Origin of the sequence: Flavobacterium sp. XGLA_31, from assembly GCF_051547105.1 — a bacterium.
GTDB lineage: Bacteria > Bacteroidota > Bacteroidia > Flavobacteriales > Flavobacteriaceae > Flavobacterium.
In genome coordinates this window covers 53,682-74,586 of sequence record NZ_JBPTTM010000006.1, presented here as the reverse complement: position 1 = coordinate 74,586, position 20,905 = coordinate 53,682, and the positions used below count along the sequence as shown (strand labels likewise).

Here is a 20,905-nt window from a genome sequence, read left to right as displayed (position 1 = left end):
TTATCATATTTTAAGAATAGTCCCAAGAGTAACTTTGCTTACACAAATTAGAGGTATGAGTGTCATTTATTTATTAATCTCCATCAGTATCGTAGTCGCAGCAGTGTTTTTATATGCTTTCTTGAGAGCCGTAAAAACAGGTCAGTACGACGATGATTACACCCCGTCAGTCAGAATGCTTTTTGACGACGAGTTGATTAAAGGAAGCGCTAAAGAAGAGCTTCAGAAATCAAAAAACGAGAATATCAAACCTAGAATAAAAACCAAAACAATTTAAAAATGGAAATGCAACAATTTTATTACGACAACAAAATTGTAAAGAAGTTTCTCTACGCCAGTATCGTATTTGGCTTGGTAGGAATGTTAGTAGGGCTTTTGTTAGCCATTTTCTTTCTGTTCCCCAACTTAACGGATGGTGTATCGTTCCTTAGTTTCGGGCGATTGAGACCTTTACACACTAACGCTGTAATTTTTGCTTTTGTGGGTAACGCCATGTTTGCCGGAGTTTATTACTCTTTGCAACGCTTACTTAAAGCCAGAATGTTCAGTGATTTTTTAAGTAACCTTCATTTCTGGGGTTGGCAGTTAATCATAGTAGCCGCCGCTATCACGTTGCCACTTGGATTTACAACGTCCAAAGAGTATGCGGAGTTAGAATGGCCGATTGATATTGCTATCGCACTCATTTGGGTAGCCTTTGGAATCAATATGATTGGAACAATTATTAAACGTAGAGAACGTCACTTGTATGTAGCCATTTGGTTTTACATTGCTACGTTTGTTACGGTTGCCGTGTTGCATATTTTCAATAGTTTGGAATTACCGGTTTCTGCTTTAAAAAGTTATTCAGTATATGCCGGAGTACAAGATGCCTTAGTACAATGGTGGTACGGACACAATGCTGTGGCATTCTTCTTGACTACACCGTTCTTAGGAATGATGTACTACTTTGTCCCAAAAGCGGCCAACCGTCCGGTATATTCTTATAGATTGTCTATCATCCACTTCTGGTCCTTAATCTTTATTTATATCTGGGCTGGACCTCACCACTTATTGTATTCTTCTTTACCGGATTGGGCTCAAAACTTAGGAGTAGTTTTCTCTGTGATGTTGATTGCACCATCTTGGGGAGGTATGATAAATGGTTTGTTGACACTTAGAGGTGTTTGGGATAAAGTACGTACCGATGCGGTATTGAAATTCTTCGTAGTAGCGATAACCGGTTATGGTATGGCTACGTTTGAAGGTCCAATGTTATCACTTAAAAATGTTAATGCTATTGCGCACTTTACCGATTGGATTATTGCACACGTACACGTAGGTGCTTTAGCTTGGAACGGATTTTTAATTTTTGGTATGATATACTGGCTGATGCCGCGTTTGACCAAAACTACTTTATATTCCGATAAATTGGCAAACTTCCATTTCTGGATAGGAACCTTAGGAATTGTATTATATGCTTTACCAATGTACGTAGCCGGATTTACCCAGGCTTCAATGTGGAAACAATTCAAACCGGACGGAACGTTACAATACGGTAACTTCTTGGAAACCGTTACCCAAATCATCCCGATGTATTGGATGAGAGCTGTTGGAGGTTCCTTGTATTTAGTGGGTATGATTGTATTGATTTACAATGTCGTGAAAACAGTACAACAAGGAAGCAGTGTGGAAGACGAATTAGCAGAAGCTCCTGAATTAGCTAAAATCAGCACAGGAAGATTGAAAGGAGAAAAATTCCACCCATGGTTGGAAAGACGTCCTATTCAATTGACTTTATTGGCTACTGTTGCCATCTTAATAGGAGGTATTATTCAAATTGTACCAACCATTATGGTAAAATCCAACATCCCTACGATAGCTGCTGTAAAACCATACACGCCGCTTGAATTACAAGGTCGTGATTTGTACATCCGCGAAGGTTGTGTGGGTTGTCACTCTCAAATGATTCGTCCGTTCCGTTCTGAAGTGGTTCGTTACGGAGATTATTCTAAATCAGGAGAGTATGTGTATGATCACCCGTTCTTATGGGGTTCTAAACGTACCGGACCGGATCTGCACCGAGAAGGAGGTAAATACAATGATAACTGGCACTTTAATCATATGTGGAGCCCGCAAAGTATTTCTCCGGGTTCTATTATGCCGGCTTACAAATGGTTGTTTGATAATAAAGCCATGGACTACTCAAGTACTGAAACAAAAATGAAAGCCATGAGAACGCTAGGAGTCCCTTATACTGATGCAGATATTGCTAATGCCCAACAAAGTATTAAAGCACAATCTTCAGCCATTGAGAAAAACCTGTACAACGATCCTGACTTTGTAAAATCATACGAAGACAGCAAAGCCAAAGCAGCTGCTAAAGGGGAAGCTTTTGTGCCAATGAAAGACAGAGAAATTGTGGCTTTGATTGCTTATTTGCAACGTTTGGGAACAGATATTAAAGTGAAAAATAATAAATAGAAACACCATGTTAAAGTTTGTTCAGCATAATTTAGAAACCATAGCCGGTGTTGCTATTTATCCAATCATCTCGTTGTTGATTTGTTTTACCTTTTTTGTTGGATTGTTCTTTTGGGTGTATACCTATAAAAAAGATACCATTCAGGAATTAAGCGAAATGCCAATCAAAGACTAATTAATCCAAAAGTTTTACAATCATGAAAAAATTAATTCCAGTATATGTCAGAGTACCGTTGATTTTTGCCAGTGTTTTTGGAGCATTGGAATATTTCATCGACTCAGGTGACCGCCCGGCTTTTGTTAAATATCCGCTAGTGGCGTTGTTCTTAGTAGTGTTTTTGTTCTTACTGATTGCCATTGAAGTGGTCATCAGTGCGGTAGATAATGTAACCTACAGTATGCTTACCGAAGAACAGAAAAAACAATTACAAGAGGCACAATCAGTACCATTTACCGAAAGTGCTTTCTATCAAAATGTTTTGAAAAAATTGACTCGTTCCAAAACGATCGAGCAGGAAGCCGACGTGATGTTAGATCACAATTACGACGGCATTAGAGAGTTAGATAATGTATTGCCGCCTTGGTGGGTATATTTGTTTTACGGTACTATTATTTTTGCCGGAATCTACTTGGTTCGTTTCCATATCATGGGAGATTACAACCAGGATCAGGAATACCAAACCGAAGTCAACGAAGCTAAGATTGCCGTTGACGCCTATATGAAAACAGCTCCGGATATGATGAGCAAAGACAAAGTAACTTTATTAACCGATGCACCAAGTTTAGCCGCCGGTAAAGCTATTTTTCAAACAAATTGTATAGCTTGTCACCGTGCAGATGCAGGTGGACAAATCGGACCAAATCTAACCGATCAATTCTGGATAAATGGAGGTGGAATCAAAAATGTATTCAACACCATTATGGAAGGTGGTCGAGACGGTAAAGGAATGGTGTCATGGAAAGCTACCATCAAACCATCCGATATTCAAAAAGTAGCCAGCTATGTGTTGTCACTTCAAGGGTCAAATCCAAAAGATCCGAAACCAACCGAAGCTGAAGCTAAAGAATGGAAAGAAGATGGTGCTGCGGCAACGCCAGCCGCCGCCGTTGCCACCGACACTACTAAAGTAGCAACTAAGTAATAAAATAAAATAGTCCCCTCATGTCTGATTTACAAGATGAAAGTTTTAGAGATAGTATAAGTACTATTGATGCGAAGGGTAAGAGAGCCTGGATATTTCCGAAAATCCCAAAAGGGAAATTGTACGAACGAAGAAAATGGTTGAGTTATTTTCTGCTGTTATTCTTGTTTGCTGCTCCTTTTGTGAAAGTGAATCATCACCAGTTTATGATGTTCAACGTGTTAGAGCGTCGTTTTAACTTGTTCGGATTTCCTTTTTGGCCTCAGGATTTTCACATCTTCGTAATCATCATGATTATCGGTGTGGTGGGACTAACTTTATTTACGGTTGCTTTTGGACGCATCTTTTGCGGTTGGTTTTGTCCGCAAACCATTTTCATGGAAATGCTGTTCCGTCGTATTGAATTTTGGATTGACGGAGATCGTGGCGCACAAATACGTCTGGACAAGCAAGAATGGAATGCTGAAAAAATCAGAAAACGTTTGCTCAAATGGTTTGTCTTTTTTGTGATTTCCTTTTGGATTGCCAATGTGTTTTTAGCTTACCTAATAAGCAGTGATAAATTAATCCTTTTAATAAAAGAAGGACCGGCCAACAACACCAGTACGCTCATAGCTTTATTGATATTTACCGGAGTATTCTACTTTATATATGCTTGGTTTCGTGAGCAGGTATGTATTATTGCCTGTCCTTACGGACGTATGCAAGGCGTGCTTTTGGATAACAAATCCATCAATGTGGCTTATGATCACGTGCGTGGAGAAAAGGAATTGGGCCGCGCTAAGTTTAATAAAAAAGAAGACAGGGCGGCAAGTGGAAAAGGGGACTGTATTGATTGCAGTTTGTGTGTGCATGTTTGTCCGACCGGAATTGATATTCGTAACGGAATACAATTAGAATGTGTCAACTGTACTGCTTGTATCGATGTTTGTGACAGCATGATGGAAAATGTCGGTTTGCCCAAAGGATTGATTCGCTATGCCAGTGAAGATGAAATTGTAAAAAAAGAAAAGTTTGTTTTTACGACCCGTATGAAAGGATATGTAGCCATACTGACAATTCTTACCGGAGTTTTCATAGGTATGTTGTTTTTAAGAAATGAAGTAGAGGCAACCGTTCTGAGGTTACCGGGACAATTGTTCCAACATAAAGGAAATAATATCAGCAATGTGTACACCTTCAAAATTGTCAACAAAACTTCCGTCAACTTTGATAAAGTACACATAGAATTAGTATCGCCAAAAGGCAAAGTTAAAATGGTGGGGCCGCGTTATTTCAAAGTGCCAAAAGAAGGTATAACTGAAGGAACGTTGTTTATCGAAATCCAACAAGCTTTGTTGGAAAGCGACAAAACTAAATTAATATTAGAAGTATATAATGACAACAAGTTAATCGATAATGAAACGACCAACTTCTTAGGACCGCGAAGTTTCGATTAGCACAAATTTAAAGGTATGAGAAAAATTAATTGGGGAACAGGAATCGTAATAGCGTTTGTGCTGTTTATGAGTTTTATTTTGTTTTTTGTGTTCAGAGTACAATCTGACCATCAATACGACAATGAGTTAGTAACCGAGGAATACTATAAAAAAGAAGCCACGGTACAAAAAGATATTGAATACGAAAACAACGCTAATGCGTTGTCCGTAAAAGTTAAAATAAGTAATACTCCTGAAGGAATAACAGTAAGTTTTCCAAAGGATTTGGATGCTAAAAAAATAAAAGGAAAAGTATCCCTGTACAGACCGTCTAACCAAAAATTAGATTTTGTTATCCCAATTACATTATCTAATTCCGATTTGCTCATACCTAAAAAAAATCTGGTGGGCGGTCTCTGGGATATTACGGTAGAATGGACCTGTGATGGGAAAACATATCTGAATAAAGAAGAGATTTATTTTCAGTAAATCATGCTTTTCACCGCTCTGATATTCGGTTTAATCTCCAGTTTGCATTGCATCGGAATGTGTGGCCCTATTGCCATGATGTTGCCTGTGTCACATACTAATCCAACCAAAAAAGCGTTGCAGATTATGTTGTATCACGTGGGTAGATTAACATCGTATGCTGCTTTGGGCTTCCTCTTTGGGATGCTGGGCAGAGGATTGTATCTGGCCGGAATTCAACAGCGCATCTCTATAACAGTTGGGATTTTAATGATTGTAATGGCTTTGGTACCCGAAAAAGTATTCGCCCGTTATAATTTTTCCCGACCGATATACAGGCTCATTTCAAAAGTTAAAACCAACGTGGGACAGCAGTTCAAAAGAAAGTCACCTGATGCGCTTTTCACTATTGGCTTGTTCAATGGCTTATTGCCCTGCGGATTGGTCTATGCTGCTTTATTTGGAGCGATTGCCATGCAAAATGTAGGATGGAGCATGTTGTATATGTTGCTTTACGGATTAGGAACTGTTCCGTTGATGAGTGGAGTAGTATACATAACTAATTTTTTAAGCTTTCCGTTCAGAAGCAAACTGCAAAAAGTTGTTCCCATAGTAACAGCTGCCATAGGAATACTCTTTGTACTTCGCGGTATGGGATTAGATATTGCATATATTTCGCCAAGCAACCTCCATTTATTTATTCAGGAGACTGCCAATTGCCATAAATAAGATAATCAAACAATACGTAAACCCTATGGAAAAACACGATTTATTACACGAGTTCCCGGAACACAAAGAGAAAATCCACGATTTAAAAATTTCTGATGAGCATTTCAGAAAACTATTTGATGAATATCATGAAATAGAGCATCAAATTCATCGAATCAATATGGGTTCGGAAATTGCTAATGATACTTTTTTGCACGAACTGAAAACCAAATTGCTCTTCATGAAGGACGAAATTTATTCCTATTTGAATAAATAATGGATTTAGTTAATTGGAAGAAAACCACGTTGAAAAGCGTGGTTTTTTTGTTTGGCATTTGGTTATAATTTTTAATGATAAGCAGTTTTGATTTAGATTAGTTTTAATTTCATAATCTGCTTCTGCAGATTCAAAAAATAGGGAAAAGGTAAACAAAAATGTTTACCTTTATACTACACAATATGCCTTGCTAATGACTGATTTAAAAGCACTACACCATCTTTCACAAAACTTCCCGAATACTGATAAAATGCCTGTTTTTTTCTTTGGACATGGAAGTCCTATGAATGCCATTGAGGAAAATGAATTTGTACAAGGTTTTCGCAATTCGGTAGCTTCACTTACTAAGCCAACGGCTATACTATGTATTTCGGCGCACTGGTTTACTAAGGGTACGAAAGTAACGGCTATGAAAATGCCACAAACCATTCACGATTTTGGAGGTTTTCCCAAAGAATTGTTTGACGTACAATATCCTGCACCAGGCAGCCCCGAATTAGCAACAACTACCAAAGAACTATTATTACCCACGGAAGTGCTTTTAGATGAAGAATGGGGTTTGGATCACGGCACCTGGTCGGTAGTGAAACATTTGTATCCTCAGGCTGATGTGCCGGTAATACAGTTGAGTATAGACTATAGCAAACCTGCAGAGTTTCATTACCGATTAGCTAACCAATTGCAATCATTACGTTATAAAGGAGTACTGATTATCGGTAGCGGTAATATTGTACACAATCTGAGATTGGTCGATTTTCACAATTTCAATAAACCCGATTACGGTTATGATTGGGCAATAGAAGCAAGGGATACCATTAACACCTATCTGAAAAATGGGGATTACCAACCTCTGCTGGATTATGACCGCCAAGGTAAGGCTTTTGACTTGGCCATTCCGTCACCGGATCATTATTTGCCTTTATTGTATGTCTTAGGGTTGCAACAAAAAGGAGAAACGCTCTCTTTATTCAATGATAAAATGGTGGCGGGAAGTTTAAGTATGACCTCTGTTAAAATTAGCTAATTTAAAAATAATGCCATGGTAAGTCTTAAAAGTATACAAACCGAAGTTGATGCCAGTTATTTATACAAAGTCCTTGGTGATAACGAGGAAGATGAAAATGTAGCCAATGTGTTTCACCAAATGAGTGCCATAGAGCACAGTCATGCATTGGCTTTTTTAGCCAAAAACAATATGGATGAGAGCCAGCTACCATCACCTTCGGGACGTGCTAAAGTGCTCCATTTCATTGGTAAAACTATCGGGTATGATTACATTCTCGGGGTTTTATTGGATACCGAAAAAAGTATTTCTGCAGGAGTATTAAATGCTCGAAAACAAACCAAAACCAAAGCTTCATTATCCGATACCGCACATGTTACGATATTGAAGAATATCCTGAGCAATGATACCAAAGTGTCCGGACCTAGCTTGGCTCGTTTTGAAAAGAGACATCGTTCCGTGGGGGGAAATGCACTACGGGCAGCCGTATTAGGGGGCAATGATGGCTTGGTATCTAATTTTAGTTTGGTGATGGGTATAGCCGGAGCCACCAGCGGAAAAGAAGAGGTATTGCTAACTGGTATTGCCGGTTTATTGGCAGGTGCTTTGTCTATGGCGTTGGGCGAGTGGGTTTCGGTAAAAAGCTCTCAGGAGTTGTATGAAAACCAAATGCAACTTGAAAAGGAAGAGTTAGAAACCAATCCTGAAGGGGAAGAGAGAGAATTGGCATTAATCTATATGACTAAAGGCATACCGGAAGTACAAGCCAAACAAATGGCACACGACATTATGCAAAATAAAGCAGACGCTCATGAAATGCTCATCAAAGAAGAATTGGGAATCAACCCCGAAGATTTGAAAGGTTCTGCCATGGAAGCAGCCGTAGCATCATTCTTGTTTTTTGCTATGGGGGCTATATTGCCGGTGATTCCGTTTTTCTTTTGGGGTGGGATGAAAGCGGTTGTAATCAGCACGGTGATGAGTGGATTCGGATTGTTTTTGATTGGCTCCAGTATTACTTTGTTTACCGGAAAGAGTGTATGGTATTCGGGATTTCGTCAAGTGCTGTTTGGTTTGATGGCAGCCGGAATCACTTTTGGAATCGGAAAACTGATTGGCGTTTCAATAATGGGATAAAAAAAGGAGGCCTGCTATAGACCTCCCGTTTTGTTGATTTTGATTTATCATAAACTGGTACCTCTTGATACCGTTGCGAATTGAGCTATCTCTGCGATACGTTCAACTGATGAATCAAAATCATGTTTCAAATTTACTAAAGAATTTAATTTCAGCATGTTAAAAAAATAAATTTTAACATAAATGAAAATTAATATTTACCGCTTAAAAGTTCTCCTCCTATGGCTGACTTGGCTTCAATGCCCAGTTTTTTCATCATTTCATAAGTGGTACAAACTGCTGCAGATGTCACCGGAATACCACAGGCTGCCTGTATTAAATCAATGGCTTCTAAAGAAGGCATTTGTACACAAGCCGAAGCCACCAATACATCAACACCGGTTAAATCCAAACGCTTGTAAATTTCCAATAGATTCATCGGGTCTTGTGCCGCTACTTCCAGGTTGTCCGGAATTTCAAGCGCAATGCTGTCTACCACCTCAAATCCTTGATGTTCAATATAATCTACAACCAAGTCAGTTAGTGGCCGCATGTAAGGAGTGATAATAGCCACTTTTTTGGCTCCTAATACTTTCAAACCATTAATCAAAGCTCCGGCCGAAGTCACAATAGGCGTGGGAAAGTCATTGGCTACGGTTTCCCGATGCAGGTTCACTTCGGAAACACAATGATAACCGCGTCCCATACTCATAATGGCGACCAAACAAGCATATCCCATCACATCCACATGGGCATCTGACAATTCTTGAGCACATTTAAGACTCATAGCATCCATGGCTTCGAGTTCTTCTTTGGTCACTTTTTTCATTCTCATTCGGCTCGAATGAAAGGTAAAACGTTCCGGCAAAATCGTTTCCCGGGAACGAAAAATTGCCGGGATTTCGGTTTCCATGGTTACGTTAGACGAAGGTACAATCTGTCCTATTCTGTATTTTTTCATTTTTAAATTTCTTTAACGGTATTCACAATTGTACCAATGCCTTCTACTGTAGCTTCAAGTACATCACCATCATACAACCACTCTTGCGGGTCACGTCCGGCACCCACTCCGGAAGGTGTTCCTGTGGCAATAATATCACCTGGTTCTAAGGTAAACACCGTGCTCAAATCTTCAATCAAATCATTGATGTTGAAGAGTAGAAACTTAGTGTTGGAATTTTGTTTTTCGACCCCATTTACTTTTAATGAAAGGTTGAGGTTATGAGGGTTGGCAATTTCGTCTTTGGTAACCAATATCGGCCCCATGGGAGCAAAAGTATCTTGTCCTTTGGATACAATCCATTGGCCTTCACGTCGACAATCACGGGCGGAAATATCATTAATTACAGTATAACCAAATACATAATCCATAGCCTCTGCTTTGGGAACATATTTCCCTTTTTTGCCAATAATTACAGCCAGTTCCACTTCCCAGTCTAATTGTGAGGTGAGTTTGGTGTTTTTGATTACCTCCGTATTGGGTCCGGTAACTGTTGTTGGCGGTTTGGAAAATATAATTGGTTTTTGAGGCAATTTACCGGTAGTGTCCAGTGTGCGCGCACTTTCGGCAACATGCTCGGTATAGTTTAAACCAATACCAATAATGTTTTTTCGCGGTTTCTGAATAGGAGCCAAGAGGGTTACTTCATCCAAAGTATACGCAATTTCAGAAAAGAAATTCTCAGGTGTTTCGGCTACCATTTCGTTCAGTTCTTCTACGATTTCAATACCCATATCAATCAAATCAAGCATGTCGCTTGGTAAAGGAAAATTAGAAATCTCACCAAAGTCTTCCATGTCGATGACTTGGTTGTTGTGCAAAAAACCCAAACGTGGTTCAGTGTCTTGTGTTTTGTAGGTCAGTAGTTTCATTCGTTAAGTTTCAAAATGACTGAGTTATCGCGTAACAAAGTCTATTATTTGTTTTGTTTGTTATTTTCTAAATCAATTGATGTCCGTTATTCTCAGAATATTCTCTGCCTTGAAACAAACCCAGACCTTCAATGACCGGTAAATCGTTGAAGTTAAACAAGCAGGCATCCTCGGTATCAGAAGCATTGTGATGCTCATGCCAAGCCCAGGACGGTACACAAAAAATATCGCGTTCTTTCCAGTCAAATCGTTTGCCGTTAATGATCGTATAGCCTTTCCCTTTGGCACATTGGTACACAAAAGAACCGGTGTGTTTGTGTGCTTTCCCTTTGAAACCCGCCGGGAGTAATTGCATGGCAGCCCCCATGGTTTGCATGACGTGACCACCCGTTAACGGATTGGAATACTGCATCAAAATACCATCAAACGGATCAGGATGGTTGACCACCAAGGCGTCTAATAAAGCAGGGTAAACTTTGCTCCACGAATATTTGAACAATGGCGAATACGGTTTGTCCCATGTCTTATCGGCCGGAATCAATCCGGCACAACTGTAACTCATAGGTAAATGGTTGATAGGAGCAACCAACGGCTGTTTACCGTCATATACGGCATAATCATTAGCTTCCAACGCATTTACCAGCGGTATATCCAATCCATCCTGCCAAATGCAGGTTTGACCGTCTTCTTCTACACCGTGTTCGTGCCAGGCAGAATTAGGTGTAATTACAAAGTCGTTTACTTCCAACATGATTTTGTTGCCGTCAACTACAGTGTAACCTTTGGCTCCTTCCATAATAAAGCGCAAGGCTGAAGCGCGGTGACGGTGTGCCGAAGTGCTTTCGCCCGGGCGGGTTACCTGTATGCCTGTGTAGAGCCAACCCACAGCGGCAGAAACGTCTTTCCTTTTATCGTTTACCAAATACACCACACGGCGTCCCGCTTGTTCCGGTGTTACAAGTTCCGAGGATTTCAATACCAAACTGCGCAAATCATCATATTTCCACAACATGGGTACCGAATTGGCTCTGGGTTCCCAAGGTTCTATATCATTGGCAACCGTCCATAAGGCTCCGGCACCCAATGTTTCCAATTCTTTATAATAGGCCTCGAGTTCGGGTGTGTCCTGTACCCGGGCGCGGCCAATAACGTCATCTGAGAATTTAGTTTCTTCCATGTCTTTATTTTTTGAGCGAAAGGCTTGGGCTTTTTCAGTTTTCCTTGTTCCTGCTGTCCGTGCTACACGGTAGCTACTGCCATCAGGGCTAGTAAGCCGGCTATTCGCGGGTAATTATTTTTTAGTAAACTCTTCGTGTGTAGCTACAAAGGTAATCTTTCTGGTTGGAGCAATATTGACTCTTAAATCAAAAATATCAAAGCGATTGTAGTGCCCTAGTATGTCGTGCATTTGTTTGGGTTGTATGCATTTTTCCAAATCGATATCGGCGTATACTATCCCTTCCTCGTCAATAAGAGGTGTTCCTATAACGGCACCATTCGGACCTATAAACCCGGAGAAAGCCGAGCTCTTTCGTGACAACAATTCATCTACATTCGGGACGTCAGGACGCAAGGCGTCTTTGATCTCCTGAGAAATGGTTGAGCAGGAAACAATAGTAAACAATTTACCTTCGAATGAATGAGCAGCCGCACGAATCTTGATTGCCTCAGCCATATCGTAATCGGGTGGTGCTACCGGTAATGAGATGTAGTTGGCTATGTGAATCAATTCACCCTGCGACAGCAGCGTAAAACGCGCCAGGGTATTGGTGTTTTCGCCACAAGCCAAGGTGCCTATCGGACCGATTTCGGTATCGTATACTTTTAAAGAAGAACCATCTCCACTGGTCCAGGTAAGTTTTTCGGCCCAAGTGGGTACCAACTTACGATGTTTACCGATTAGGTTGCCTTTGTTGTCAATAATCAGATTGGTGTTGTAAATTTCACCATAACTGTTGCCCCGTTCATTAATCCCGATGACAATGTGTATATTGTTGTCTTTAGCGGCTTGGTAGAGTGGTTGCATTGAAGCATCGTCAACGGCCACTGAGTTTTTATACAATTGCTCATACCATTTGCTGCCTTGCACTGGTGTCATAATCCAGTTCCAATAAGGATAACCGGCTACAAACACTTCTGGGAAGGCGATGAGTTGGGCACCATTACTGCTGGCTTCTTTCACAAACGAAAGGACTTTGTCAATCGTTTTTTCTACGTTGAGAAACACGGGTGACGTTTGTACTGTGGCGGCTTTGAATTTTTTAAACTCCATGTTGATTTAGGAATTAGGTATTAAAAATTGGGATAGTTTTTCTTTCATGTTTTCACCAAAAGGCTCCGCTTTAATATCGTTACGGTTTGCTGTTATGGCTACATTAACCAGTGTGACTTCACCTTCGAGACAGGTTTTTCCTTGTTCGTCTTCAAATCGGAAACCACAGTTTATTGAAGCACTGCCTAATTTAACGACCCATAGTTTTTTGGTCAACACTTCCCCGATGCGCGCGGCCTTTTTGAATTGTACTTTCAAATCTACCGTAGGAATACCATTGGTTTCGTGAATCTTTGAAAACGGCCGGTCTAAGGCTTCTTCAAACCAATCTTCGACTAAGTCATTCAGCATTTCCAGAAAACGCGGATAAAAGACGATACCGGCATAGTCCACATGTTTGAAACGAATTTTTTCTTGTTTTATAAAAGGATGGTTCATGTTATTCTTTTATGAATTTGTGTTGGTACTTATTTCCTTGTGAGAACACCTGAAGGATATACAAACCATTTGCAAGGTTTTGCGTGTTTATGGTGGTAGTGTTTTCAGTTTGTTGAAAGATGGTTTTTCCCATCATATCTGTGATGATGACTTTATCTATTGTTAGGTTGTTTGCACTTTGTAAGTGGAGTTGCGTGGTAGTCGGATTTGGAAAAATTGAAAGGCTGTTCTTTATGAAAACATTATTTTCCAAAGTGTCTGGAGCTAGTTTTAGTATGAAAATATCACTGTTTCCATGATAGTTTGGTACTACATCAAAATCGTTTGAATAGGTTCTGCCTCCGATAATAAAACCATTCGATTCGGTTTGCTGAATGTAACTGGCGTAGTCATTATTGCTACCGCCAATATTTTTTTGCCATTGGGTGTTTCCATTGATATCAATTTTTAAAATCCAAAAATCAGCAAGGCCATGATTGTTAAGTAAATCAACATCCTGCGATTTGGAAATGCCTGCAATAACATAACCTCCTTCAACCGTTTGCTGAATGAAATAGGAATTGTCTTCTGCTGTCCCTCCGTATGATTTTTGCCATTCTATAGTACCGGCGGCATTAAGTTTTACAATCCAAAAATCGCCCAGACCGATTGTTACAGTGATGTCTCCATCGACAGAAGGGGTTGTGCCTGTTACAATATAGCCTCCATCAGAAGTTTGGTGAATATTTCCCGAAAATTCATAGCTTGATCCTCCCAATGTTTTTTGCCATTCGATGATTCCGATACTGTTCGTTTTGAGTATCCAATAATCAGTTCCACCATGATTGCCCAACACATCTCCATTGGTTGAAAAAACATTACCACTAACGATATATCCGCCATCAGAGGTTGGCTCCACACTACTTAGAACATCAAGGCTGCTTCCGCCATAGTTTTTTTGCCATTGGATATCACCACTACTGTCGGTTTTTATTACCCAATAATCAGATTCACCGTTATTACCGGTCACATCACCATTTGTCGAACGCGATATCCCGCCAATAATATACCCTCCATCTGATGTTGGTCTTATACAGTAGCTGTCATCTTGTGCTGTCCCTCCATAGGTTTTCTGCCACTCCAGGTCGCCGTTCGTGTTTAATTTGATTACCCAGGCATCATAAAATCCATGATTGAAAGTAACATCATTGTTTGTGGAAGCGGTAGAACCGCAAAGAATATAACCACCATCAGCCGTTTCATAAATGCTTTTTCCAGAATCCGATCCAGAACCGCCAAAGGTTTTGATCCAAAGAATGCCTCCCAAAGCATTTAGTTTGACAACCAAAACATCATTTCCACCGTGATTACCACTAATATCTCCATCGGTTGAACTGGTAGCACCCACCATGATATACCCGTTGTCGTGTGTGGTTTGAATGATACTGCCCAAATCGTCATAGTTTATTCCGCCAATGATTTTAGTCCATTCAACAGCAGGTGCTTGCCCTAAACAGGGTAGAGTAAATAAAACGAAGAGTAATTTTTTCATTGGCATAAATTTAAAAATGTTCCGCAGCAGCTTTCTTCCAAAAATACAAAAATTCCTTGGGAACAGTACTTTCGTTGAGCAGGCAGCCGGTTTCGATTTCGGGATAGGTTTCGTAATAGGTTTCAATTTTGGTGCTGCTAATGCGGGCACTTACCACAGTGCGGTCAACCTCGTCCGGGTGTTTGATGCCGGCAGAGGCCATGAGTTCCATAGCGCTTTTTACGGTTTCGTGCTGAAAGCGGGCTACCCGAATGCTTTTCTCTTCAGGCACCAGGCCTTTCACCAGTTTGGGGTCCTGCGTAGCAACTCCGGTCGGACAAGTGTTTTTGTGGCACTCCAAGGCTTGGATACAACCCAAGGCAAACATCATTCCACGGGCTGAATTACACACATCAGCTCCTATAGACAAGCATTTGATTATGTCAAAACCGGTGATGACTTTTCCACTGGCGATGATTTTGATTTCGTGTTTAATATTGAAGCCGTTCAAACTATCGTAAACGAAAGCAAGTGCTTCGCGCAATGGCATGCCCACATGATCTGAATATTCCTGTGGCGCAGCCCCCGTACCGCCTTCACCACCGTCAACCGTAATGAAGTCGAAATAGGTTTGGGTGGCTACCATCGCTTTACAGATCGATAAAAACTCGGATTTATTCCCAATACAGATTTTCATGCCAATGGGTTTACCTCCCGAACCTTTGCGCAATACTTTGATAAACTCCATTAACTCTAGCGGGGTAGTAAAAGCGGAATGTCGTGGTGGTGAAACTATGTCGTTGTCTTTTCCGACCAAACGGATGGCCGCAATTTCATCGGTTACTTTTTCTTTGGGCAAAATACCTCCGTGTCCGGGTTTAGCTCCTTGGGAGAACTTGATCTCAATCATTTTTACCGTATCCAAAGTGGCTCGTTTGACAAATTCGTCATAGGAGAACCTGCCTTGTTCATCACGGCAACTAAAGTACCCAGTTCCGATATTCCAAACGACATCACCTCCTCTGAGATGATAAGGAGAGAGGCCTCCTTCTCCGGTGTTGTGATAAAAACCGCCTTCTTTGGCACCATCGTTCAAAGCCATAATAGCGTTTTTGCTCAAAGCTCCGTAACTCATAGCACTGATGTTAAATAAACTCGCCATATACGGTTGTTCACATTGTGAGGAACCTATTTTTACCCTTGGGTTGGCATCCACTTCAGCAAAAGGAATGGCTTTGATGCTGTGATTAATCCATTTGTAGCCGGGTTCGTAAACGTTGAGTTGGGTTCCGAAAGGCATGGTGTCAATCTCTTTTTTGCTGCGTTGGTACACCAAACTTCTTTGTAAACGGTTGAAGGGTTTTCCTTCAGTGTCGGTTTCAATGAAATACTGGCGCATCTCCGGGCCGATGGACTCCAGCAAATACCGCATTCTGCCCAATAACGGAAAATTTCGCTTTATAGTTTGCTTCGACTGATACATATCATGCAATCCCATTAATACTAAAGGGATGAATATGAACAACAAAAAACTGAACTTCCAATTGACATACATCAGAATGGCAGTAATCGAGAGTATCGTGATGCTGAAAACTATAAATGCTTTTCTCATGACTTTAATTTAAAGCGTTGAATTTTTCCGGTTTCGGTTTTAGGCAAAGCCTCGGTAAAATAAATTACTCGAGGATATTTGTAAGGAGCGGCTACTTCTTTGAACCAGTGTTGTATATGGTTCTTCATGTTATCAGTCGCTTTACTTTGATCTTTCAAAACGATGTGGGCACAAACCAGCATGCCGCGTTCGCTGTCGGGTAATCCTACTACGGCACATTCTACGATTTCTTCATGAGTGAGCAACACACTTTCTACTTCAATGGCTCCAATATTATAGCCTGAGGAAATAATCATATCATCGCCCCGTGCTACGAACCAAAAATGCCCGTCTTCATCCTGACGAAAGATATCGCCGGTGAGGTTCCAACCGTTTTCTACGTATTCCTTTTGTTTGTCTGTTCGGTTTAAGTATTTACAACCGGTAATGCCCCGAACGGCTAATCTTCCGGGTTCGTTAAGAGGTACAGTATTACCATTGGCATCAACCACTTTAGCTTCATATCCGGTAATGGCAACACCGGTAGCCCCCGGTTTCATGTTGGTTTCGTTTGAAGAAATAAAGATGTGCAACATTTCGGTAGCTCCAATACCGTCAATGATTTTTAATCCGGTAACATTGTACCAATCTTCCCAAACCTTCAATGGCAACGTTTCACCAGCTGATACACATTTGCGTAAGCTGGAAATATCAAAATCGTTTATTTTGGTGGTTATCACCCGCCAAGCGGTAGGTGCGGTAAAGCAAATGGTTATTTTATAGTCCTGAATGGCTTGTAAGAGCATATCAGGGGTTGGTTTTTCTATCAGGAAAGTAGAAGCCCCAAAATATAAAGGAAACAATACCAATCCACCCAATCCAAAGGTGAATCCCAATGGCGGACTTCCGGTAAAGATGTCATCAGGAGTGGGGTGTAATGAATATTGCGGGAATGCTTCACAAATGTTTAAAATGTCTTTGTGGTAATGCGATGTCATCTTTGGCAAACCCGTTGTTCCCGAAGTGAACCCTATCAAAGCAATACTATCAGATTTACTGTGGTAATTGTTGAATGTTTTAGGTTTGTCCTGCATCAGTGTTTCTAATGATGCATTGCGGTAAAAACAGGTTGTTTTCAGGAATGGCGATTTCACCAAATGCATTTCGTCAGACAATTCACTGTCGCAAAAGGCATGTGAGATTTCCGCACATTCAATGATGGTTGTCAATTCTTTAGCCCGAAGCAACGGCATCGTAGCAACAACAATACCTCCGGCTTTAAGAACGGCAAACCAGCAAGCGACCATCATCGGGTTGTTAGCCGAACGTATCAAGACACGGTTTCCTGATTTTAATCCTAAATCATCAATTAAAACATGTGCTATTTGATTGGCTTTTTCATACAGGTCGTTGTAGGTCCAGGTCGTTTCAAAAGTACGAATGCAGACTGCATTACCCTTTCCGTTCTCAACATGGTAGTCCAGTAGGCGGTGTACACAGTTGAGCATTTCCGGACGATTGAACTGAGGTAAGTCCAGAAACTTGTAGTCGGGTTGTAAGTCTAATCCCGGTAAGTGGTCATGAGCGAAATTATCTTCGTAATGCTTCATTATTCTAGTCCTTTTTGTTGCTTTTTGGTTTTAACGCTTTTTTCATGTTTTCCAATTGTTTCAGTTCGGAGGCTTTTAACGGATAAAGATGTGAGCTTCCGGTTTTGTATTGATTTGGTATGTCGTTGGTTTCAAATTGTTCATAGGCTTGTGCATTTCTGACAAAATTAGCATCGGCCAACAGTGGTCTGCCCAGCGCCACCAAATCAGCCCGTCCGTTAAGAAGTATGGTGTTGACTTGGTCGATATCCTGAATGTAACCCGTGGCAATAGTTGGAATATGAACGGTATTGCGTACCGCATCGGCAAACGGTGTTTGCCACATTCTGCCGGTTTGCGGTTTTTGATGTGCTACTGTATTTCCGGTAGAAACATTAATGATATCGGCTCCGGCTTTTTTGAAGGCCTCGGCTATTGTAATGACTTCTGTTTCTGAAATTCCGTTTGCAGCCCAATCGGATGCCGAAATCCTAACCGACATAGGTTTGTCCTGTGGAAAAGCTTTTCGCATCTCACTGAACACCCGTAACGGAAATTTCATTCGGTTTTCAATGTTTCCGCCAAACGCATCCGTCCGGATGTTGGTTAACGGTGATAGGAAAGAGGCTAATAAAAATCCATGATGGGCTTGTAGTTCTATCAAGTCAAAACCGGCTTCATGAGCATTTTTAGTAGCTTGGACAAACTGATGCGTTACTTCATCCATGTCTTCGGTTGTCATTTCTTTGGGAACAGCAAACTTTTCATTGAAAGCAATGGCAGAGGCGGACAGTAATTCCCATGGCAAGGCCAAAGGTTCTCCGGCGCCTTCCCAAGGCTTTTTTACGGCTCCTTTACGTCCCGAATGCCCCAGTTGGATTCCGATTTTAGTTTTGGTGTTTTGGTGAATGAAATCTGTAATAGGTTTCCAATCCATTAATTGTTCCTGCGTATAAATTCCGGCACAGCCTTCTGTGATGCGACCGGTTTCTGATACGGCAGTCATTTCGGTAATAATCAGTCCTACGCCACCGGTAGCCCTGCTGCCGTAGTGTACCAAATGCCAGTGGTTGACTTTTCCGTTCGTGGCGCTGTATTGTCCCATGGGCGACATGACGATGCGGTTGGTTAATGTCATGTCACGGAGTTTAAATGGCGTAAAGGCAGCCGGATTTCCTTCCGGATTACGGTGTAACGTATTGAATTCATGCAACACTTTATCGGTAAAAGACGAATCACGCAATCGTAGGTTTTCGTAAGTCACTTTTTTAGAACGGGTCATGCAGCCAAACGCAAACTGATAAAACGGGTGCTGTATGTTTCGATCCATATGCTCAAACCAATCCAAAGACACTAAGGCGGCATGTTGAATCATTTCTACAGTATTCCTGCGGGTTTTCTCGTATTGCTCAAAGGCAGCTTGTACATTAACAGGATGAGCAATTACCGCATCCGATAAGCCAATGGCGCAATCCATAGCCAGTTTGGTTCCCGAACCGATAGAGTAGTGGGCTGTAGCTTTGGCATCACCCAGCAACACAATGTTTTTATGATACCATTTTTCATTGGTTACGTGTGGAAATTGACGCCAGTGTGATTTGTTTGAAATTAACGGATGCCCGTCTAGTTCTTCTTTGAAGATTTCCGCAAGCTTGTGTATGGTATCTTCTTCGTTGGTCACCTCAAAGCCTAAGTTTTCCCAGGTTTCGTTACTGCATTCAAAAATCCAGGTACTCATACCGGCTTCGTATTGGTAGGTGTGTGCTACGATGGTTCCGTGAGGTGTGGTTCTGAAAAAATAGGTAAACGCATCCAAGGGTTTGGTTGAACCTAACCATACAAAACGATTTTTCTTTAAGGTAATCTTGGTTCCGAATGCTGCTTCATATTGTGTTCTGATGCTGCTGGCAATCCCATCAGCGGCCAAAATGATATCGGCATCCTGAAAGGTGCTGAGGTCGTCAATGTTTTGTTCAAAGTGCAAACGCACTCCTTCTTCTTCACAGCGCTGGTGCAATAACTTCAGGAGTGTTTTTCGCGAGCAGCCGCAAAAACCATTTCCGGCAATGCTTACCTGCTCTCCGTCTCGGGCCACAATGATATCGTCCCAATAAGCAAATCGGCTTCGGATTAACTCGTAGGACTGCATATCGCGTTTCAGGAATTCGCCCAATGTTTCATCTGAGAATACTACGCCAAAGCCAAAACTATCGTCCGGTTTGTTACGTTCGTATACATCAATTTGGCAATCGGGTAATGCTTTTTTGGTTAGAATGGAAAAGTAGAGTCCACCCGGACCACCACCTATAACGGCTATTTTCATTTGTTTTGGTTTGTTTAAGGCCACAAAGGTTATCCTCTTTTGATGGCAAATAGTTCGCCTAATTTACTGTAATTGGCTCCGGCCAATCGGGCAACAGGCTTGTAGTTTTCTAAATTGATTTTATAATGCTCAAGCAATACCCGGTCATCAAAGTGCATCATTACAATGCGGCCAATGAGAATACAGGCACCACCTTTTTTGTGTTCTTCCAAAAAATAATGATGTACCAATTCGCATTCAAAAGCGATTGGACTTTCTTTAACGCGCATCGGTTTTACTTTGACGGAAGCCACGGGAGTCACACCGGCCAACTCAAATTCATCTACATGCGCGGGTACGGCTTGTGCCGTGATGTTCATGGCTTCTACGATGTCTTCGGTCACCATGTTTACCACAAATTGCTTTGTAGTCAATACATTGTCGAGGGTGTCTTTGTTGAGATGATTGCTTCTGCCGGCGGCAAACATGACATGAGGCGGGTCATCGCCCACAGCGTTAAAATAAGAAAAAGGAGCTAAGTTGTTAATGCCGTTTTCGCTAAGGCTGGATATCCAACCAATAGGTCTGGGAATGACAGCACCCGTTAACAGCTTGTATACTGCGGAATGCTCTAATTCGTCTGGATCAAATTGCATAGTGTTGTTTGTTTACTACAAATTAAAACTATTTTTAGGTATTTTTTTTAATGTAGTCCAAATTAATCAACACAAAAAAA

20 protein-coding genes are annotated in these 20,905 nt (G+C 41.1%); 10 read left to right on the top strand and 10 right to left on the bottom strand.

The genetic code is table 11. The annotated features are described in order from the left end of the window. The first annotated feature begins 55 nt into the window (after positions 1-55). The 10 genes from ccoS (at position 56) to ACSVH6_RS11115 (ending at position 8,616) form a co-directional block, all read left to right on the top strand. A complete protein-coding gene (gene ccoS / locus ACSVH6_RS11160; protein WP_438078497.1) occupies positions 56-277 on the top strand; it encodes a cbb3-type cytochrome oxidase assembly protein CcoS in 222 nt (73 codons plus the stop codon). A gap of 2 nt (positions 278-279) precedes the next feature. Beyond that, on the top strand, positions 280-2,463 hold the full coding sequence (gene ccoN, locus ACSVH6_RS11155; RefSeq protein ID WP_438078495.1) for a cytochrome-c oxidase, cbb3-type subunit I: 2,184 nt from the start codon (positions 280-282) through the stop codon (positions 2,461-2,463). Positions 2,464-2,470: 7 nt separating this feature from the next. Next, entirely contained in the window at positions 2,471-2,638 is a 168-nt protein-coding gene (locus tag ACSVH6_RS11150; protein ID WP_438078493.1) for a CcoQ/FixQ family Cbb3-type cytochrome c oxidase assembly chaperone, read from the top strand. Positions 2,639-2,660: 22 nt separating this feature from the next. Then, on the top strand, positions 2,661-3,605 hold the full coding sequence (locus ACSVH6_RS11145) for a cbb3-type cytochrome c oxidase N-terminal domain-containing protein (protein ID WP_438078491.1): 945 nt from the start codon (positions 2,661-2,663) through the stop codon (positions 3,603-3,605). Between the two features lie 20 nt (positions 3,606-3,625). Beyond that, the gene (gene ccoG / locus ACSVH6_RS11140) at positions 3,626-5,044 is read left to right on the top strand and encodes a cytochrome c oxidase accessory protein CcoG (RefSeq protein WP_438078490.1); all 1,419 of its coding nucleotides are present in this window, start codon (positions 3,626-3,628) and stop codon (positions 5,042-5,044) included. Positions 5,045-5,059: 15 nt separating this feature from the next. Continuing rightward, positions 5,060-5,512, top strand: a complete 453-nt coding sequence (locus ACSVH6_RS11135) for a FixH family protein (RefSeq protein WP_438078488.1) — start codon at positions 5,060-5,062, stop codon at positions 5,510-5,512. A gap of 3 nt (positions 5,513-5,515) precedes the next feature. Further along, positions 5,516-6,220 (top strand): sulfite exporter TauE/SafE family protein, encoded by a 705-nt coding sequence (locus tag ACSVH6_RS11130; protein ID WP_438078486.1) that lies wholly within the window; start codon positions 5,516-5,518, stop codon positions 6,218-6,220. Positions 6,221-6,245: 25 nt separating this feature from the next. Beyond that, entirely contained in the window at positions 6,246-6,476 is a 231-nt protein-coding gene (locus ACSVH6_RS11125) for a YdcH family protein (protein WP_438078484.1), read from the top strand. Between the two features lie 193 nt (positions 6,477-6,669). Then, on the top strand, positions 6,670-7,500 hold the full coding sequence (ygiD, locus tag ACSVH6_RS11120) for a 4,5-DOPA dioxygenase extradiol (RefSeq protein WP_438078482.1): 831 nt from the start codon (positions 6,670-6,672) through the stop codon (positions 7,498-7,500). 15 nt (positions 7,501-7,515) lie between these two features. Further along, positions 7,516-8,616, top strand: coding sequence for a VIT1/CCC1 transporter family protein (locus tag ACSVH6_RS11115; RefSeq protein ID WP_438078481.1), 1,101 nt, complete (start codon positions 7,516-7,518; stop codon positions 8,614-8,616). Between the two features lie 190 nt (positions 8,617-8,806). Here the strand turns inward: ACSVH6_RS11115 and ACSVH6_RS11110 are convergent, their stop codons facing one another. From ACSVH6_RS11110 to ACSVH6_RS11065, 10 genes are all read right to left on the bottom strand, one after another. Beyond that, positions 8,807-9,556 carry a maleate cis-trans isomerase family protein gene (locus ACSVH6_RS11110; RefSeq protein WP_438078479.1) on the bottom strand — a complete coding sequence of 250 codons (750 nt, stop codon included), beginning with the start codon at positions 9,554-9,556 and terminating at the stop codon, positions 8,807-8,809. A gap of 2 nt (positions 9,557-9,558) precedes the next feature. Beyond that, a complete protein-coding gene (locus tag ACSVH6_RS11105; RefSeq protein ID WP_438078477.1) occupies positions 9,559-10,467 on the bottom strand; it encodes a fumarylacetoacetate hydrolase family protein in 909 nt (302 codons plus the stop codon). A 67-nt stretch (positions 10,468-10,534) separates the two neighbouring features. Further along, positions 10,535-11,644, bottom strand: a complete 1,110-nt coding sequence (locus tag ACSVH6_RS11100) for a cupin domain-containing protein (protein WP_438078475.1) — start codon at positions 11,642-11,644, stop codon at positions 10,535-10,537. A 114-nt stretch (positions 11,645-11,758) separates the two neighbouring features. Beyond that, complete coding sequence (locus ACSVH6_RS11095; protein WP_438078473.1) at positions 11,759-12,739, bottom strand: carbon-nitrogen hydrolase family protein; 981 nt, start codon at positions 12,737-12,739, stop codon at positions 11,759-11,761. Positions 12,740-12,745: 6 nt separating this feature from the next. Then, positions 12,746-13,177 carry an acyl-CoA thioesterase gene (locus tag ACSVH6_RS11090; protein ID WP_438078471.1) on the bottom strand — a complete coding sequence of 144 codons (432 nt, stop codon included), beginning with the start codon at positions 13,175-13,177 and terminating at the stop codon, positions 12,746-12,748. 1 nt (position 13,178) lies between these two features. Next, the gene (locus ACSVH6_RS11085) at positions 13,179-14,708 is read right to left on the bottom strand and encodes a T9SS type A sorting domain-containing protein (protein WP_438078469.1); all 1,530 of its coding nucleotides are present in this window, start codon (positions 14,706-14,708) and stop codon (positions 13,179-13,181) included. 10 nt (positions 14,709-14,718) lie between these two features. Further along, on the bottom strand, positions 14,719-16,299 hold the full coding sequence (locus ACSVH6_RS11080; RefSeq protein WP_438078467.1) for an FMN-binding glutamate synthase family protein: 1,581 nt from the start codon (positions 16,297-16,299) through the stop codon (positions 14,719-14,721). Continuing rightward, entirely contained in the window at positions 16,296-17,888 is a 1,593-nt protein-coding gene (locus ACSVH6_RS11075; RefSeq protein WP_438078465.1) for an AMP-binding protein, read from the bottom strand. The genes ACSVH6_RS11080 and ACSVH6_RS11075 overlap by 4 nt, the downstream gene beginning before the upstream one ends. A gap of 4 nt (positions 17,889-17,892) precedes the next feature. Next, positions 17,893-20,190, bottom strand: coding sequence for a bifunctional salicylyl-CoA 5-hydroxylase/oxidoreductase (locus ACSVH6_RS11070; protein ID WP_438078463.1), 2,298 nt, complete (start codon positions 20,188-20,190; stop codon positions 17,893-17,895). A gap of 29 nt (positions 20,191-20,219) precedes the next feature. Continuing rightward, positions 20,220-20,825: a flavin reductase family protein gene (locus tag ACSVH6_RS11065; protein ID WP_438078461.1), complete on the bottom strand. Its 606-nt coding sequence runs from the start codon at positions 20,823-20,825 to the stop codon at positions 20,220-20,222. Positions 20,826-20,905: the final 80 nt, after the last annotated feature.